Source organism: Mesorhizobium sp. M7A.F.Ca.CA.001.04.2.1 (assembly GCF_003998485.1).
Taxonomy (GTDB): domain Bacteria; phylum Pseudomonadota; class Alphaproteobacteria; order Rhizobiales; family Rhizobiaceae; genus Mesorhizobium; species Mesorhizobium ciceri.
This window is the reverse complement of record NZ_RZQT01000040.1, coordinates 32623-48403: the sequence shown is the minus strand read 5'-3', so window position 1 is coordinate 48403 and position 15781 is coordinate 32623. Positions and strand designations below refer to the sequence as shown.

17 protein-coding genes are annotated in these 15781 nt (G+C 61.8%); 14 read left to right on the top strand and 3 right to left on the bottom strand.

Annotation, left to right across the window (positions count from 1 at the left end; genetic code table 11):
- Window positions 1-1381: lytic transglycosylase domain-containing protein (locus tag EN955_RS15330; protein WP_127223432.1), on the bottom strand; the 1381-nt coding region annotated here is incomplete at its 3' end.
- Between the two features lie 247 nt (window positions 1382-1628).
- On the opposite strand from EN955_RS15330, the gene dapA reads away from it, so the two are divergent.
- The 3 genes from dapA to EN955_RS15315 are packed head-to-tail and all read left to right on the top strand — an operon-like array spanning window position 1629 to window position 3741.
- A complete protein-coding gene (dapA, locus tag EN955_RS15325; RefSeq protein ID WP_024503074.1) occupies window positions 1629-2510 on the top strand; it encodes a 4-hydroxy-tetrahydrodipicolinate synthase in 882 nt (293 codons plus the stop codon).
- A 25-nt stretch (window positions 2511-2535) separates the two neighbouring features.
- Window positions 2536-3015 carry an SsrA-binding protein SmpB gene (smpB, locus tag EN955_RS15320; RefSeq protein WP_013532594.1) on the top strand — a complete coding sequence of 160 codons (480 nt, stop codon included), beginning with the start codon at window positions 2536-2538 and terminating at the stop codon, window positions 3013-3015.
- Window positions 3016-3030: 15 nt separating this feature from the next.
- Window positions 3031-3741, top strand: a complete 711-nt coding sequence (locus tag EN955_RS15315) for a GH25 family lysozyme (RefSeq protein WP_024503073.1) — start codon at window positions 3031-3033, stop codon at window positions 3739-3741.
- Window positions 3742-3758: 17 nt separating this feature from the next.
- On the opposite strand, the gene EN955_RS15310 is transcribed toward EN955_RS15315, so the two are convergent.
- Both EN955_RS15310 and EN955_RS15305 read right to left on the bottom strand, forming a co-directional pair.
- Window positions 3759-4415, bottom strand: a complete 657-nt coding sequence (locus EN955_RS15310) for a uracil-DNA glycosylase (RefSeq protein ID WP_024503072.1) — start codon at window positions 4413-4415, stop codon at window positions 3759-3761.
- An 11-nt stretch (window positions 4416-4426) separates the two neighbouring features.
- Window positions 4427-5008, bottom strand: a complete 582-nt coding sequence (locus EN955_RS15305; protein ID WP_010915096.1) for an NYN domain-containing protein — start codon at window positions 5006-5008, stop codon at window positions 4427-4429.
- Window positions 5009-5331: 323 nt separating this feature from the next.
- Between EN955_RS15305 and rpoZ the strand changes: the two genes are divergently transcribed.
- The 11 genes from rpoZ (at window position 5332) to EN955_RS15250 (ending at window position 15658) form a co-directional block, all read left to right on the top strand.
- On the top strand, window positions 5332-5733 hold the full coding sequence (rpoZ, locus tag EN955_RS15300) for a DNA-directed RNA polymerase subunit omega (RefSeq protein ID WP_013532591.1): 402 nt from the start codon (window positions 5332-5334) through the stop codon (window positions 5731-5733).
- Between the two features lie 128 nt (window positions 5734-5861).
- Complete coding sequence (locus EN955_RS15295; RefSeq protein ID WP_013532590.1) at window positions 5862-8090, top strand: bifunctional (p)ppGpp synthetase/guanosine-3',5'-bis(diphosphate) 3'-pyrophosphohydrolase; 2229 nt, start codon at window positions 5862-5864, stop codon at window positions 8088-8090.
- A gap of 50 nt (window positions 8091-8140) precedes the next feature.
- Entirely contained in the window at window positions 8141-8719 is a 579-nt protein-coding gene (gene pyrE, locus EN955_RS15290) for an orotate phosphoribosyltransferase (protein WP_024503071.1), read from the top strand.
- Window positions 8720-8754: 35 nt separating this feature from the next.
- A complete protein-coding gene (locus EN955_RS15285) occupies window positions 8755-9135 on the top strand; it encodes a VOC family protein (protein WP_024503070.1) in 381 nt (126 codons plus the stop codon).
- 252 nt (window positions 9136-9387) lie between these two features.
- Complete coding sequence (locus tag EN955_RS15280) at window positions 9388-9987, top strand: DUF2062 domain-containing protein (RefSeq protein ID WP_013532587.1); 600 nt, start codon at window positions 9388-9390, stop codon at window positions 9985-9987.
- The gene (gene acpS, locus EN955_RS15275; RefSeq protein ID WP_024503069.1) at window positions 9984-10397 is read left to right on the top strand and encodes a holo-ACP synthase; all 414 of its coding nucleotides are present in this window, start codon (window positions 9984-9986) and stop codon (window positions 10395-10397) included. The genes EN955_RS15280 and acpS overlap by 4 nt, the downstream gene beginning before the upstream one ends.
- 78 nt (window positions 10398-10475) lie before the next feature.
- Window positions 10476-11225, top strand: coding sequence for a signal peptidase I (gene lepB, locus EN955_RS15270; protein ID WP_013532585.1), 750 nt, complete (start codon window positions 10476-10478; stop codon window positions 11223-11225).
- On the top strand, window positions 11225-11980 hold the full coding sequence (gene rnc / locus EN955_RS15265; RefSeq protein WP_024503068.1) for a ribonuclease III: 756 nt from the start codon (window positions 11225-11227) through the stop codon (window positions 11978-11980). Before lepB ends, rnc begins: the two co-directional genes overlap by 1 nt.
- Window positions 11977-12903: a GTPase Era gene (era, locus tag EN955_RS15260; protein WP_024503067.1), complete on the top strand. Its 927-nt coding sequence runs from the start codon at window positions 11977-11979 to the stop codon at window positions 12901-12903. Before rnc ends, era begins: the two co-directional genes overlap by 4 nt.
- A 5-nt stretch (window positions 12904-12908) precedes the next feature.
- Window positions 12909-13826 carry an aminoglycoside phosphotransferase family protein gene (locus tag EN955_RS15255; protein ID WP_024503066.1) on the top strand — a complete coding sequence of 306 codons (918 nt, stop codon included), beginning with the start codon at window positions 12909-12911 and terminating at the stop codon, window positions 13824-13826.
- 695 nt (window positions 13827-14521) lie between these two features.
- Window positions 14522-15658 carry a porin gene (locus EN955_RS15250; RefSeq protein WP_024503065.1) on the top strand — a complete coding sequence of 379 codons (1137 nt, stop codon included), beginning with the start codon at window positions 14522-14524 and terminating at the stop codon, window positions 15656-15658.
- Window positions 15659-15781 lie beyond the last annotated feature (123 nt).

The window sequence follows — 15781 nt, the reverse complement described above, 5'->3', positions numbered from 1 at the left end:
AGCGATCGTAGCCCGCCTCCTGCAGCCGCTTGATGGCGCTGACGGCCTCGCGGCCGGCAAAGTTCTGCCGGTCGGCGGCGCTTGGCGAGGGATAGACGATGTTGAGCGCCTGCCGGCCGACACGTTCGGCGGCAAGCTGGCCGTAGAATGTCGTGCCGTAGGCAGCGGCGCGCGCAAAATAATCCTTGGCGTTGCCCGGGCCGCCGACTTCGGCGGCACGGCCGAGCCAGTAATACGCGCGCGACAGCGTCATCGGCCCTTGGGCAAGGTCGGCGATGCGAGCGAAATGCGTTGCGGCAAGCTTGGGGTCGTTCAGGCCGCGCAACGCGTACCAGCCGGCATGGAATTCGGCGTCGGCCGCATTGGTGGCACTTTCGGCGGCGTGTGTAGCGACGATCTTGTACGCGGCCTTCATGTCGCCCTGGTCGACCAGTTCACGCGACAGCACCCGGCGCTCGACCCACCAGGCATCCGGATCGACCAGAGCTTCGCGATCGGTCGGTGCCTGCATCACAACGGCTGCAGCGCCGGCAAAATCCTCCTGCTTGCGCAAATATTCGGCCTGCGCGAAGAAGTAGCCGGCCGAACGTTGCATTGCCGGCACGGCCTTCAGCAGCTTGGGCGCGTTCTTGTCGCCTTTGTCGGCCGCCGCCCATGCATCGGCGAGCTGCTGGGCGCCGGCGAGGCCGGCGACGCGCAGCGCGGAATTCGCGCGGTCGGCATAGAACATGCGCTCCATGCGAAAGCGGTGGTCTGCGGCCGGGATCAGGCTGCCGAATTCCTTGATCAGCGCCGCCTCGTCCTTGGCCTCCAGGATCGCGGTGCGCCAGAAGGGCGACAGCACGGAACGCGCCGCCTTGGTATTGCTGGACGCCACATAGGCGCGGGCGAGAACCATCACACCTTCGAATGTCTGCGGCTGGCTGCCATCGAACGCCCTGATGACGATGTCGGGGGCAGGGTTCTCTCGATAGAGCGCGCGCTCGCTGTTCTTGCGCAGGGCTACGGTCCCCGGCCAGTTGGGCAGCATCTTGGCCGCAGCAGTGATATCATCGCTCGGAACCTTGTCGCCGCCATAAAGCGCGATCGCCCAGGCAAGGATATGCTGGTCGAGCGACTGCGCCGGAAGGGCATCGCGCACGCCACGAGCGCGGGGACTATCACCCTGCGCCAACGCATCCAGTCCGCTTTTCAGAGGGGCGACGTCGGGCAAGGGCGCCTGTCGCGTTCTGTCCTGCAGGTCTGGCAGCGCAATTGCCGCGCCTGGAATCGGAATGGCTGAGGTGACCCGTGCGTCCACGCTGCCGCTGATCGCCATGCCCGGCATCAGCGCGAGCGCGGCGCCAAGCAGCGCGAGAAGGTGAGGCCGACCGCCCGGCATGATCCCTAAATCTTTCCTTGTCCTGGCATTCCACAAGCTGGCGAAGATGCCTCGAAGCCTAAACTGAGGTCGTGAAGAGCCCGTAAACAAAGAGTTAGCGAGGCCGTTCGAATTGCGCTTGCTGGCACCATGGCAATGCTTGCCGCGCAACCATGTCGAGACTATGGTGCGCCGCTTCGCTTTCGGTTAGAAGGCGCGACCACAAACACCGACACAAAACACCAGAAGTGCCAAGGAGTTGGACGATATGCTGAGAGGCTCGCTTACTGCGCTCGTGACACCGTTCGAAAAGAGCGGGCGTTTCGACGAGAAAGCCTTTCGCGCGTTTGTCGAATGGCAGCTCGGCGAGGGCACGGCGGGCCTGGTCCCGGTCGGCACCACGGGCGAGTCGCCGACGCTGTCGCATGACGAGCATCGCCACGTCGTCAAGGTCTGCATCGAGGTGGCCAAGGGCCGCGCTCCTGTCGTCGCCGGCGCCGGTTCCAACAACACCGATGAGGCCGTTGGGCTCGTGCAATATGCCGAGAAGGCCGGCGCCGATGCCGCTTTGGTCGTCACGCCCTATTACAACAAGCCGACGCAGCGCGGGCTCTACGAGCACTTTGCCGCCGTCGCCAGGGCGACCAAGCTGCCGATCATCATCTACAACATCCCGCCGCGCTCGGTCATCGACATGATGCCGGAGACGATGGGCCGGCTCGTGCACGACTTCAAGAACATCGTCGGTGTCAAGGATGCCACCGGCAAGGTCGAACGGGTTTCCGAGCAGCGTGCCACGTGCGGCAAGGATTTCATCCAGCTTTCGGGCGAAGATGCTTCGGCGCTTGGATTCAACGCGCATGGCGGCGTCGGCTGTATTTCGGTGACGTCGAACGTCGCGCCGCGGCTGTGCGCCGAATTCCAGGAGGCAACGCTTGCCGGCGACAGCGCCAAGGCGCTGGATCTGCAGGATCGCCTGCTGCCGCTGCACAAGGCGATCTTCATCGAGCCTGGCGTTTCCGGCGCCAAATACGCGCTGTCGAAGCTAGGCAAGGTCGAAAACGTGCTGCGCTCGCCGTTGGTGACGATCGAACAGTCGACTGCCGACAAGATCGATGCGGCTATGAAGCACGCCGGCTTGATTAATTAGGGATGAGGCGCCACCTCTCCGCATCATGAATCAAGTCAGAAAAGCCGATCCCAACAACAAGACCGTTTCGGAAAACCGCAAGGCGCGGTTTTCCTATGAGGTGCTCGACACGGTCGAGGCCGGTCTGGTGCTGACCGGCACCGAGGTCAAGTCGCTGCGCCAGGGCCAGGCCAATATCCAGGACAGCTATGCCTCGGTCGAAGGCGGCGAGATCTGGCTGATCAATTCCTATCTGCCGGAATATCTGCAGGCCAACCGCTTCAACCACGAGCCCAGGCGGCGCCGCAAGCTGCTGCTCAACAAGCGCGAGATGGCGAAACTGTCGCAAAGCGTCGACCGCGAAGGCATGACGCTTGTGCCGCTAAAGATCTATTTCAACGACCAGGGCCGCGCCAAGCTGCTGCTCGCTGTCGGCCGCGGCAAGAAACTGCACGACAAGCGCGAGAGCGAGAAGCAGCGCGATTGGTCGCGCGAGAAGGGCCGGCTGTTAAAAGAGCGTGGGTAGGCTGGGGCCATTCGCTTGAAGAACCGGATTGTCCTCTTTGGTCTGGCCAGTCTGGTCTTGGTATGTTTCGTCGCAGCAGGCGGCTACATCTATTTCAGGGCATTCTCGCCGGACCGCGACAAATATCCGCTCAGGGGCATCGACGTTTCCCATCATCAGGGCCGGATTGACTGGCCGCGTGTCGCCGCCGACGATGTCGCCTTCGCAGTCATCAAGGCGACCGAAGGCGGCGATCATGTCGACGATGCCTTCGCGAGGAATCTGGAAGAGGCCCGCGCCGCCGGTCTCGCCGTCGGCGCCTATCACTTTTTCACCTTTTGCCGACCTGGCGCCGACCAGGCGAAGAATTTCATCTCGGTTGTGCCGCACGACCAGCCGCTGCTGCCGCCGGTCGTCGACATCGAATTCGGCGGCAACTGCCCGCAGCGGCCGACGCCCGAACAATTGAACGCCGAACTGGCCGCGTTCCTCGCTCCAGTCGAGGCGACGTTCGGCAAGCCTGCGATCGTCTATCTGACCGATGAGGCAGCGCAGACCTATGCAGGGCGCATTGCTGCCCGTCCGCTCTGGCTCCGCTCGTTGCTCCTGGAGCCGGACCGCGACGACTGGGTCTACTGGCAGTACCACAACAGGGGTCGCGTCGACGGCATCAATGGCGATGTCGATATGAACGTGCTGAAGGGTGGGCCGGCGGTGCTGGCTGCACTGTTTGCGCCATCAAGCTGATCCGCTGGCGCCCGACTCTATTTCCGCAGGAACGCCGCTATCTGGCTGAAAACGCTAACGAACATCGCTTCGGTCAGCACACCGGTGTTGGTGTTGTAGCGCGAGCAATGATAGCTCGAAAACAGCGTGATGCTGCCGGCCGGCAGCTGCCCGCCATGCTTGAACGGATAGGCGGCGACGCGCCCGCCCAGCGCCCGCACCGTCGACTGATGCGCGATCGATCCCAGTGCCAGCACGGCGCGCAGGTTCGGGAACCTGGCGATCGTCGGCACCAGGAATGTCCGGCAGGTGGCAATCTCAGCGCCCACCGGCTTGTTCTCCGGCGGCACGCAGCGCACCGCGTTGGTGATCGCGGTGCCGACCAGCTCCAATCCGTCATCTGGCCGCGCCTTGAACTCTCCGCGCGCAAAACCGTGCGAAATCATCGTCGAGTAGAGCAGGTCGCCGGCATAGTCGCCGGTGAACGGGCGGCCCGTTCGATTGGCACCGCGCAGGCCAGGCGCCAGCCCGACGATCAGCAACTGAACCGCCGCGTCACCCTCGGGTGGTAAAAAAGTCGGCACCGGCGCATTGAACCAGGACGGCTCGCGCTGCCGCCACTCGGCGATGAAGTCATGCAGCCTTGGGCAGAGCGGGCAATCGCGGCCGGGTTCGGAGGCGGAAAGCACGGTCAAGGCGACCGGCCTCAATAATCGTCCTCGTCGACTTCGGCCGGCTCGGGCCTGCGCACCGGCCGCTCGGACGGGTCACGGCCAACCTCGTTCTTCAGCGTCGTCAGGTCGATGAAATGGTCGGCCTGGCGGCGCAGATCGTCGGAGATCATCGGCGGCTGCGAGGCCATGGTCGAGACGATCGATACCTTGCGGCCACGCCGCTGCAATGCCTCGACCAATGTGCGGAAATCGCCGTCGCCGGAAAAGATGACGTAGTGGTCGACGACATCGGCGAGTTCCAGCGCATCGACGGTGAGCTCGATGTCCATATTGCCCTTGATCTTGCGGCGGCCGGTCGAGTCGGTGAATTCCTTGGCCGGCTTGGTGACCACCTTGAAGCCATTATAGTCGAGCCAGTCGATCAGCGGACGGATCGAGGAGTATTCCTGATCCTCGACCAGCGCCGTGTAATAATAGGCGCGCAGCAGATAGCCGCGCTTCTGGAAGCTCGACAGAAGCTTGCGGTAGTCGATGTCGAAGCCGAGCGCGCGCGACGTCGCGTAGAGATTGGCGCCGTCGATGAATAGGGCGATTTTTTCACGAGGGTCGAACATGGAAAATATTCCTTCTCGAAATAAACACCCGTCTAAACCAAATGCGATAGCGTTCGGTCAGGCTCATAATAAACCGGCTGACCTCTATGCCATCCGAGATAGCGCCAGTTTCGCGGCAATCCAAGGGCGCGTGCGGCACTGCAAGCAATTGTGATCGGGACACCGAACACATAGCACAGACTGGTTTTGCCAAATCGGGTGTTTGAACCAAGGTTTGGGCGCCATGCAACCCAGCCATTGCCATGATGCTTGTATTTTGACGGCGTTCGGGTTATGGACCGCGCCTGTTTTCCATCAAATCCATCGCATGAAAGGGGCAATCCATGGCCCGCGTAACCGTTGAAGATTGCATCGACAAGGTCGACAACCGCTTCGAGCTGGTGCTCCTTGCCGGCCATCGTGCCCGGCAGATCAGCCAGGGCGCGCCGATCACAGTGCCGCGTGACAACGACAAGAATCCGGTTGTGGCGCTGCGCGAGATCGCCGATGAGACGCTGTCGCCCGACGACCTCAAGGAAGATCTGATCCATTCGCTGCAGAAGCACGTCGAAGTCGACGAGCCCGAGGCCGATGGCGAGGCGATTGCCGATCAGACCGGCACCGCCGTTGCCGCCACCGACGCCGACGACGCCGAGGAGAACATCACCTTCGACCGGATGACCGAGGAAGACCTCCTGGCCGGCATCGAGGGCCTGGTGCCGCCGGAAAAGAGCGACGACTACTAAGCCAGCGTTCTGGACCTGCCTGGAATACGTTTCCGGCACTTCCGTCCAGTCAGTTTCGTGGCTATCTATGGGATGCGCCGTACGCTAGTGCGGCGCATCAATCATTTCAGCACCGCGAGATTCCGCCCATGATGCGTCAGTATGAGCTTGTCGAGCGCGTCCAGCGCTACAAGCCTGACGTCAACGAGGCGTTGCTCAACAAGGCCTATGTCTATGCCATGCAGAAGCATGGCCACCAGAAGCGCGCTTCCGGCGATCCGTATTTCTCGCATCCGCTCGAAGTCGCCGCCATCCTCACCGAAATGCATATGGACGAGGCGACGATCGCGGTCGCCCTGCTGCACGACACCATCGAGGACACGACCGCCACGCGGGCCGAGATCGACGATCTGTTCGGCCCCGAAATGGGCAAGCTGGTCGAGGGCCTGACCAAGTTGAAGAAGCTCGATCTGGTCTCGAAGAAGGCCGAGCAGGCGGAAAACCTGAGAAAGCTTCTGCTGGCGATTTCGGAAGATGTCCGCGTGCTGCTGGTCAAGCTCGCCGATCGTTTGCACAATATGCGCACCCTCGACCACATGCCGGAGGCCAAGCGCCTGCGCATCGCCGAGGAGACAATGGATATCTACGCGCCGCTGGCCGGGCGCATGGGCATGCAAGGCATGCGTGAAGAGCTGGAGGAGATCGCCTTCCGCTTCATTAATCCTGAAGCCTATCGCGCCGTCACCGCACGGCTTGCCGAAATCTTCGAACGCAACAAGGGCGTGCTGACGGACATCGAAAAGGCACTGTCCACGCTGTTCGAGAAGCATGCGATCAACGCCAGCGTAAAGAGCCGGCAGAAGAAGCCGTGGTCGGTGTTCCGCAAGATGGAGGCCAAGGCGCTGTCCTTCGAGCAGCTCTCTGACATCTTCGGCTTTCGCGTCGTCGTCGACACGGTCGAGGACTGCTACCGGGCGCTTGGCGCCATCCACACCGCGTGGTCGATGGTGCCGGGTCGCTTCAAGGACTACATCTCGACGCCGAAACAGAACGACTACCGCTCGATCCACACCACCATTGTCGGCCCGTCGCGCCAGCGTGTCGAGCTGCAGATCCGCACCCGAGAGATGAACAAGATCGCCGAATACGGCGTCGCCGCCCATTCGATCTACAAGGATACCGGCGGCAAGACGAATGGCGCCGCCCACGCGATTTCAAAGGAAACCAACGCCTACGCCTGGCTGCGCCGCACCATCGAGCAGCTTGCCGAAGGCGACAACCCTGAGGATTTCCTCGAAAATACCAAGCTGGAACTGTTCCAGGACCAGGTGTTCTGCTTCACCCCGAAAGGCATGTTGATTGCGCTGCCGCGCGGCGCGACACCGATCGACTTCGCCTATGCGGTGCACACCGATGTCGGCGACACCTGCGTCGGTGCCAAGGTCAACGGCCGCATCATGCCGCTGATGACGGAACTGAAGAACGGCGACGAGGTCGAGATCATCCGCTCCAAGGCGCAGGTGCCGCCGGCGGCGTGGGAATCGGTCGTCGTCACCGGCAAGGCGCGCTCGGCCATCCGCCGTGCCACCAAGAACGCCATCCGCAAGCAATATTCGGGTCTTGGCATCCGCATCCTGGAACGCGCCTTCGAGCGTGCCGGCAAGACCTTCACCAAGGAGAGCCTGAAGCAGGTGCTGCACAGGTTGGCGCGCAAGGACATCGAGGATGTGCTGGCCTCTGTCGGGCGTGGCGAGCTCGCCTCCACTGATGTCATGAAGGCGGTATTCCCTGACTACAAGGATGAGCGCGTCACCACGGCCGTCCCCAAGCCGCGAGAGGAGGGCTGGTCGAAGATCCGCAACGCCGCCGGCATGCTGTTCCAGATTCCGGGTCGTGCCGCGCGCAAGGACAAGGACCAGCCGCGCGATGGAGCCGTGCCGATCCGCGGCGTGCGCGGCGATCTGCCGGTGCGCTTCGCGCCGGAGGGGGCAGTGCCTGGCGATCGCATCGTCGGCATCGTCCAGCCGGGCACCGGCATCACTATCTATCCGATCCAGTCGCCAGCGCTGCAGGCGTTCGATGACCAGCCCGAGCGCTGGATCGACGTGCGCTGGGACATCGATGAGCGCACCAAGGAACGCTTTCCGGCGCGCGTATCGGTCACCGCCATCAACGCGCCGGGGTCACTCGCCGATATAGCGCAGGTGGTTGCCTCGAACGACGCCAACATCCATACGCTGTCGATGGTGCGCACTGCGCCTGACTTCACCGAAATGCTGATCGATCTCGAAGTCTGGGATCTCAAGCACCTCAACCGGCTGCTATCGCAGCTCAAGGACAATTCGAGCGTCAGCGACGCAAGACGCGTCAATGGCTAGACCATGCTCCGGTTTCGGACAAAGTCATGGTCAATCAAAAAGAGGCAGACATGAACACCGATGAAGTGCTGGGCATTTTCCGCGAGGCGGGTGCTGTTCTGGAAGGGCATTTCATTTTGACCTCGGGCCTGCGGAGTCCGGTCTTCCTGCAGAAGGCGCGCGTGTTCATGCATGCCGACAAGACCGAGCTTCTGTGCAAGGCGCTGGCGGAGAAGATCCGCGCAGGCGTGCCCGGCAAGATCGACTATGTCGTCGGCCCGGCGATCGGCGGGCTGATCCCGGCCTATGAGACCTCACGTCATCTCGGCGTGCCGGCGATCTGGGTCGAGCGGGAAGGGGGCGAGTTCCGCTTGCGCCGCTTCGAGATCGCCAGGGGGTCGCGTGTCGTCATCGTCGAGGACATCGTCACCACCGGCCTGTCGATCCGAGAGACCATCGAGTGCCTGCGCGATCTTGGCGCCGAGGTGGTTGCCGCGGCCTGCATCATCGACCGTTCGGCCGGCAAGACTGATGTCGGCGTGCCGCTCATCGCGCTTGCCGAGTATGAGGTCCCGGCCTATCCGGCCGACCGGCTGCCGCCGGAGCTTGCCGCCATCCCGGCGATCAAGCCCGGCAGCCGCAACATCTGACGGGGCATGCCGACATGCGTGAAGACAAATTGGAAATGATCGCCGGCATCGATCATTTCGTGCTGACGGTCGCTTCGCTGGAAGTGACCTGTGAGTTTTACCAGCGCGTGCTGGGTTTTGAGCGCATCGACGCGGCCGATCGACCGACGGCACTGGCTTTCGGTAGCCATAAGATCAATGTGCATGAGGTCGGCCGGACTTTCGAGCCAAAGGCGAAGTCGCCGACATCAGGATCAGGTGATTTCTGCCTGATCACCGAGCGGCCACTGGATGAGGTCCGTGCGCGGCTCGCGGCCAATGGTGTGGTGGTGGAACTCGGCCCGGTTGAACGTGTCGGGGCCCGAGGTCCAATGATGTCGGTCTATTTCCGCGACCCGGACGGCAATCTGGTCGAGGTCAGCGAATACCTGCCGTAGCCGCTGGCGGCGCTGTGCCTTTCGGCGATGCGACTGCCGTTCCTTAAATTTGCCGCGATTGTCCAATGTTCGAAGCAAGACCTGCCGCCCCGAAGGGCGGCGACAAGCGCGGCACAAAAGGTGTTTGGTTGTTCTTGCGCCAGCGCGTTGTTATATAAGCTGCCGATTGCCATAGGGTGATCGTCAAGCGCAAGATGTGGCTGCCACGCCCGGCTGAAGGTGCCGTTGCGGGCGCTGTGGAACGGGAACAGAGTGCTATTTCGACGCCGCAAGCCTGATGGCCTTTATGAGCGGGTGCGTACCTATCTTTGGCCGCGCCGCTCGTTTTCGCGCTCGCTTCAGTATTTTTCCAAGCGCATCCTGCGGCTGAAGGCCACACCGCATGCGGTGGCGGCCGGCGTTGCGGCCGGTGTCTTCGCTTCATTCTTCCCCGTCGGTTTCCATTTCATCATCGCTGCCATCCTGTGCTGGGTGATCGCCGGCAATCTGGTGGCGGCGGCGCTTGGCGCGGTTTTTTTCGGCAACCCGCTCACCTTCCCGTTGCTATGGGGCGCGTCGTGGGAAACGGGCAAGCTCATCCTGCATGACCGTTTGCCGACACATGGGCCGCCGGCGCATCTGGGCGAGATGTTGCACAACCTCTCCTTCGCGCAATTGTGGAAACCGGTCCTTGAACCGATGCTGATCGGTGCGGTTCCGCTCGGCTTGATCTTCGGGCTGCTGTTCTACGCCATCACGCGCTGGGGTATGAACGCTTTCCGCGAACAGCGGCGCAAACGCCTGGCCGAGCGCGCAAGCCGGCATGCGCAATCGTCCCATCCCGGCGCAAGCATCGGTTCCACTGCGCGATGATCATCGGCATCGGCAGCGACCTGATCGACATCAGACGCATCGAGAAATCGCTGGAGCGTCACGGCCAGCGCTTCGTCCAGAGAATCTACACCGACATCGAACAGGCGCGTTCGGACAATCGACGCGCCCGCGCGGCCTCCTATGCCAAGCGTTTCGCCGCCAAGGAGGCCTGCGCCAAGGCGCTGGGCACCGGACTGGCGCAGGGCGTGTTCTGGCGCGACATGGGTGTCGTCAACCTGCCCAGTGGCGCGCCGACCATGGCGCTGACGGGAGGAGCGCAGGCCAGGCTGGACAAAATCCTGCCAAAGGGCCATCGGGCGGCAATCCACCTCACCATCACGGATGATTTCCCGCTCGCTCAAGCCTTTGTGATCATCGAGGCGCTGCCCGTCGAAGAAGCGCCACATTGATTGCCTCTGACGACCGGCATTGACGTTGCCCAGCGCGCGCCGAGACTCTATACCATCCAACGCACAATCGAGGACGACATGAGCGTGGCTGAAAAATCCGAGAAGAAATCCGGCGGGCTTGGCGAGACCGTCAGCGTCATCGTCCAGGCGCTTTTGCTCGCCCTGGTCATCCGCACGCTGCTGTTCCAGCCTTTTTCGATCCCGTCGGGATCAATGCGGCCGACGCTTTTGGAAGGCGACTATCTGTTCGTCACCAAATGGTCCTATGGCTATTCGCGCTATTCGCTGCCTTTCGGACCCGATATTTTTTCGGGCCGCATCTGGGGCTCCGAGCCGAAGCGCGGCGACGTGGCGGTTTTCAAGTTCCCGCCTGATCCGTCCGTCGACTATATCAAGCGCGTGGTCGGCCTGCCGGGTGACAAGATCCAGGTCAAGGACGGCCAGCTGTTCATCAACGGCGTCGGCGTGCCGCGCGTGAAAACAGGCCAGATCGACAATCCCGACATCACCGAGGAATCGCGCCCGATCGATGTCTATCGCGAAACCCTGCCCAACGGCGTCAGCTACGACACGCTTGACCTGAATTCGAACTCGATCGGCGACAACACCCGCGAATTCGACGTGCCGCCCGGCCACTATTTCATGATGGGCGACAACCGGGACAATTCCGCCGACAGCCGTTTCACCGTCGGCTACGTTCCCGCGGAAAATCTGGTTGGCCGCGCCAATCTTGTCTTCTTCTCGATCGCCGGCAAGGCGAGCCCTCTCGAAATCTGGAAATGGCCGTCGCTGATGCGCGCTTCGCGCCTGTTTCACTTCGTCAATTGATGGCTTTGAAGCGCCCGACAGGCGAAACACTGGCCGGTTTGGTGAAGGCCAAGACCGGTTACGTCTTCAAGGATATCCGTTTGCTCGAGACCGCCTTGACGCATTCCAGTGCGGTCAAGGCGGCCACCAACAACCAGCGTCTTGAATTTCTTGGCGACCGCGTGCTCGGGCTTGTCGTCGCCGATATGCTTTTCGAAAAATTTCCCGATGCGCCGGAAGGTGAAATCGCGCCGCGCTTCAATGCGCTGGTCGATGCGCGGACCTGCTCCGAAATCGGCATCGAAATGCAGCTGGAGGATCTGGTCCGCGCCGATTCTGCCTTGAAGATGCGGTCGCGTGGCTCGGGCGGAAACTATCTGGCGGATGCGGTCGAAGCGCTGATTGCGGCGGTTTACGTCGACGGTGGCATCGAGGCCGCGCGGCGGTTCGTCCTGCGCTACTGGGAACCGCGCTCGCATACGGTGATCGCAAAGCCGCTCAATCCGAAATCCGATCTGCAGGAATGGATTGCCAAGACCAGCGATATCAGACCCGAATATGTGATCGACAAGCGCGAGGGACCCGACCATCAGCCGGTCTTCACTGTATCCTTGCAGGTCCGCGGCTTTGTGCCGATAAGCGGCACCGGCGGCTCGCGCAGGGCGGCCGAAGAAGCGGCGGCTTCGGCATTTCTTGTGCGCGAAGGCGTTTGGGCCGCCGCATCGGCCCAAAAATCGGGGGGCTCGCGGCCCTCCAGTGAAGGGAGCGCGGCATGACCGCTACCGAAGAGCCGGCGACCACAGCCGCCGCCACGCATTCCGGCTTTGTCGCGCTGATCGGCGCGCCCAATGCGGGCAAGTCGACCTTGGTCAACCAATTGGTCGGCGCCAAGGTGTCGATCGTCACCCACAAGGTGCAGACGACCCGCGCCATCGTGCGCGGCATCGCCACGCATGACAATGCGCAAATCGTTTTCGTCGACACGCCCGGCATCTTCAAGCCGAAGCGGAGGCTCGACACGGCGATGGTGACCACCGCCTGGGGTGGGGCCAAGGACGCCGATATCGTACTGCTTCTGATCGACGCCGAGCGCGGCATCAGGGGCGACGCCGACGCCATCCTCGAACGGCTGAAGGATGTGCGCCAGCCGATGGTGCTGATCCTCAACAAGGTCGACCGCGTCAAGCACGAAGCGCTGCTGGCTCTGTCGGCGGCAGCGAACGAAAGGGTGCCGTTCAAGCGCACCTTCATGGTGTCGGCGCTGACCGGTTCCGGCTGCAAGGACGTGCTCGATTATCTGGCCGAGTCTCTGCCGGTCGGTCCCTGGTACTATCCGGAAGACCAGATCTCGGACCTGCCGATGCGCCAGCTCGCGGCCGAGATCACGCGCGAGAAGCTTTATCTCAGGCTGCATCAGGAATTGCCCTATTCCTCGCATATCGAGACCGAGAAATGGGAAGAGAAGCCGGACGGCTCGGTGCGCATCGACCAGACCATCTATGTCGAGCGCGACAGCCAGAAGAAGATCGTTCTCGGCCACAAGGGCGAGACCATCCGCGCCATCGGCCAGGCGGCGCGCATGGAGATAGCAGGCATCCTCGAACAGAAGGTGCACCTGTTCCTGTTCGTCAAGGTGCGCGAGAACTGGGGCGACGACCCCGAGCGCTACCGCGAAATGGGGCTCGAGTTTCCGCGCTAGGCTCGATGGTCAGCAAGCCGAACATCGACATAACGCTTGTCAGCCGATTGATCGCCACGCAATTTCCCAAGTGGAAGGATCTTCCGGTCAGGCCGGTTGCATCAGGCGGATGGGACAACAGGACCTTTCATCTGGGCGGCGAGATGACCGTGCGACTGCCAAGCGTCGCGGCCTATTCCCTGCAGGTGGAAAAGGAGCATCGCTGGCTGCCGAGGCTCGCACCTCTGCTGCCGCTGCCGATCCCGGTGCCGCTGGCGATGGGAGTTCCGGCCGAAAGCTATCCCTGGCACTGGTCCGTCTACCGCTGGATCGAAGGCGAGACGGCAGAGCGCGAGCGGATTGCCAGCCTGCCGCAATTTGCGACCGACCTGGCCGCGTTCCTGGTCGCCCTTCAGCGTATCGATGCCACCGGTGGACCGGCGCCGGGACAGCACAATTTCTTTCGCGGCGGAGCACTCAGCGTCTACGATGGCGAGGCCCGGCAAGCGATTGCCGCCCTCGACGGCAAGATCGATACGGCCGCAGCCAGTGCGGTGTGGGAGGCAGCACTTGCCGCACAATGGCACGGTGCGCCGGTCTGGTTCCACGGTGACGTCAGCTGGGGAAACCTGTTGGTCAGGCAAGGCCGATTGAGCGCGGTGATCGACTTCGGAACCTCCGGCGTCGGCGATCCCGCCTGCGATCTGGCGATTGCGTGGACGCTGTTTGAAGGCAAAAGCCGGGAGGCGTTTCGTGCCGGGCTTCCGGCCGACGAGGCGATGTGGGCGCGCGGTCGTGGCTGGACGCTTTGGAAGGCGCTGATCACGGTCGCTGGACAGATCGACGCCAACCCTGTTGAGGTTGAGAAATCCTGTCACGTAATCGATGAAGTCCTTGCCGACCGCGCGCGCGAGCGTGAAGCGCCGAACGATAAGCCGCTCTAGCCAACCAAAACCCAGTCCCGTCGCCAAACATCCGCCGTCGCATGGCGCGACCAGGGACATTCCGACCGACGCATGCTTCCCGGGAGTGCCAATCCGCCTGATCGAGGCGGACGACCACGTCGCCCGTGTCGCCAAGGTCGACTGAGAGGCGTCACGGAGGAATCGTTTTTGAACGGTTGGCTGCTGTCACAATCGGGGACGCCACAGCGCTCCAGGGTTTCGATCGTCTTGGAAGAAGCAGACAGGCTTGGAAGCGTCATCCCGCTTTTCGCCTCGGCATCAGAGTGAGATTGGCGAATGGGCGTCATCTGGCGATAGAGGGGTCGGCAAGATTCAGGTCGATGTCGGCGAAAACCAGGTAGATATTCCACATTGTGCGGTATTTTTAGAAATATAAAACGTTGAATTATATTTAGCCGCGAAAGTATCCCGTATATATATTCAATATGTGACGTTGTGCCACTTGTGCCATTCGCCGTCACGCAAAGTGTTATTTGTGCAACACAGCATTAATCTGTTCACGGAATTGGCATTATTTCGGAAATCGTCATTGAAGGCAGATGATCGATGGGTATGTTCGCCGCTGAAAAGGGCGAGCGGTGTGAGCCTTTTTCGTTGTGGGGGTGAGGCGGGAAAACATTGCCGCCAGCCACAAATCCGAAGCCATTTATAACTATGACTGGAGAGGTCAGAAAATGAACATCAAGAGCCTCCTTCTCGGCTCAGCCGCGGCCCTGATCGCGGTCAGCGGCGCGCGCGCCGCCGACGCTGTCGTCGTCGCCGAACCGGAACCGGCCGAATACGTCAAGATTTGCGACGTCTACGGCGCCGGCTACTTCTATATTCCGGGCACCGAGACCTGCCTGCGCATCGGCGGTTATCTCCGCTACGACATGGGCGTCGGCGATTCCGGCTCGCTCGATGGCGCCAACAACGTTGCCGATCACATGGACGGCGATAGGCACGACACCTATTACAAGAACATGCGCTTCACGCTGAGGACTTATACCGGCCAGGAAACCGAACTCGGCACGTTGAAGACCTTTACCGAAACTCGCTTCCAGTTCGGCAACTCCTCCGGCGACTATACAGGCGACGGCACCGGCTGGCAGGCCGGCAACAAGACCACCACCCTCAATTTCGCCTGGATCCAGCTCGGTGGTCTGCGCGTCGGTAAGGATGAAACGGTATACGACCAGTTCATCGGTTATGCCGGCAATGTCATCCAGGACACGCTCATCCCGTATGGTGTCAAGGATACCAATCTCATCAGCTATTACTTCGACGCTGGCAGCGGCTTCACGGGCGTGGTCTCGCTTGAGGAAGGCACCGCCGTCAACACCATCGACAGCTATGTTCCGCATGTCGTCGGCGGCTTGAAGTACAAGGGCGACTGGGGTGCGATCACTGGCGTCGTGGCCTATGACAGCAACTATGAGGAAGTGGCCGGCAAGGTCCGTTTGGACGTCAACGTCAGCAAGGAACTGACGCTGTTCGTCATGGGCGGCTACGGCACCAACGACAACATCAACGACTTCGGCACAGGCCGTACCCAATACAAGCCGTGGGGCGGTAACTGGGCAGTCTGGGGTGGCGGCACCTACAAGTTCAACGAGAAGACCTCGTTCAACGCCCAGATTTCCTATGACGACTGGAAGAACCTCGGCGTCGCTGCCAACGTTGCCTATACCATTGTGCCCGGCTTTACGGTCACGACTGAAGTCGATTACCTCAATGCAGGAAAATTCGACGACTTCGACTTCAACAACTGGACCAAGGCCGACAAGAAGAGCAGCGTCGGCGGCATCGTCCGCTTCCAGCGCAATTTCTAGCAGATCGACTGACCTCACCAGCCCGCCCGCAGCACATCGCTGCGGGCGGTTTTTTATGCATTGGTGTGAGAGTTACCCAGGAGCCAAGCCCATACCTTGATTTCGCCACCCGATCGGTGAAAA

Coding starts and splice junctions, on each gene's coding strand:
- dapA (WP_024503074.1), top strand. CDS start 1,629: ATGCTGAGAGGCTCGCTTACTGCGCTCGTGACACCGTTCGAAAAGAGC.
- smpB (WP_013532594.1), top strand. CDS start 2,536: ATGAATCAAGTCAGAAAAGCCGATCCCAACAACAAGACCGTTTCGGAA.
- EN955_RS15305 (WP_010915096.1), bottom strand. CDS start 5,008: ATGTTCGACCCTCGTGAAAAAATCGCCCTATTCATCGACGGCGCCAAT.
- rpoZ (WP_013532591.1), top strand. CDS start 5,332: ATGGCCCGCGTAACCGTTGAAGATTGCATCGACAAGGTCGACAACCGC.
- EN955_RS15295 (WP_013532590.1), top strand. CDS start 5,862: ATGATGCGTCAGTATGAGCTTGTCGAGCGCGTCCAGCGCTACAAGCCT.
- pyrE (WP_024503071.1), top strand. CDS start 8,141: ATGAACACCGATGAAGTGCTGGGCATTTTCCGCGAGGCGGGTGCTGTT.
- EN955_RS15285 (WP_024503070.1), top strand. CDS start 8,755: ATGATCGCCGGCATCGATCATTTCGTGCTGACGGTCGCTTCGCTGGAA.
- acpS (WP_024503069.1), top strand. CDS start 9,984: ATGATCATCGGCATCGGCAGCGACCTGATCGACATCAGACGCATCGAG.
- lepB (WP_013532585.1), top strand. CDS start 10,476: ATGAGCGTGGCTGAAAAATCCGAGAAGAAATCCGGCGGGCTTGGCGAG.
- rnc (WP_024503068.1), top strand. CDS start 11,225: ATGGCTTTGAAGCGCCCGACAGGCGAAACACTGGCCGGTTTGGTGAAG.
- era (WP_024503067.1), top strand. CDS start 11,977: ATGACCGCTACCGAAGAGCCGGCGACCACAGCCGCCGCCACGCATTCC.
- EN955_RS15255 (WP_024503066.1), top strand. CDS start 12,909: ATGGTCAGCAAGCCGAACATCGACATAACGCTTGTCAGCCGATTGATC.
- EN955_RS15250 (WP_024503065.1), top strand. CDS start 14,522: ATGAACATCAAGAGCCTCCTTCTCGGCTCAGCCGCGGCCCTGATCGCG.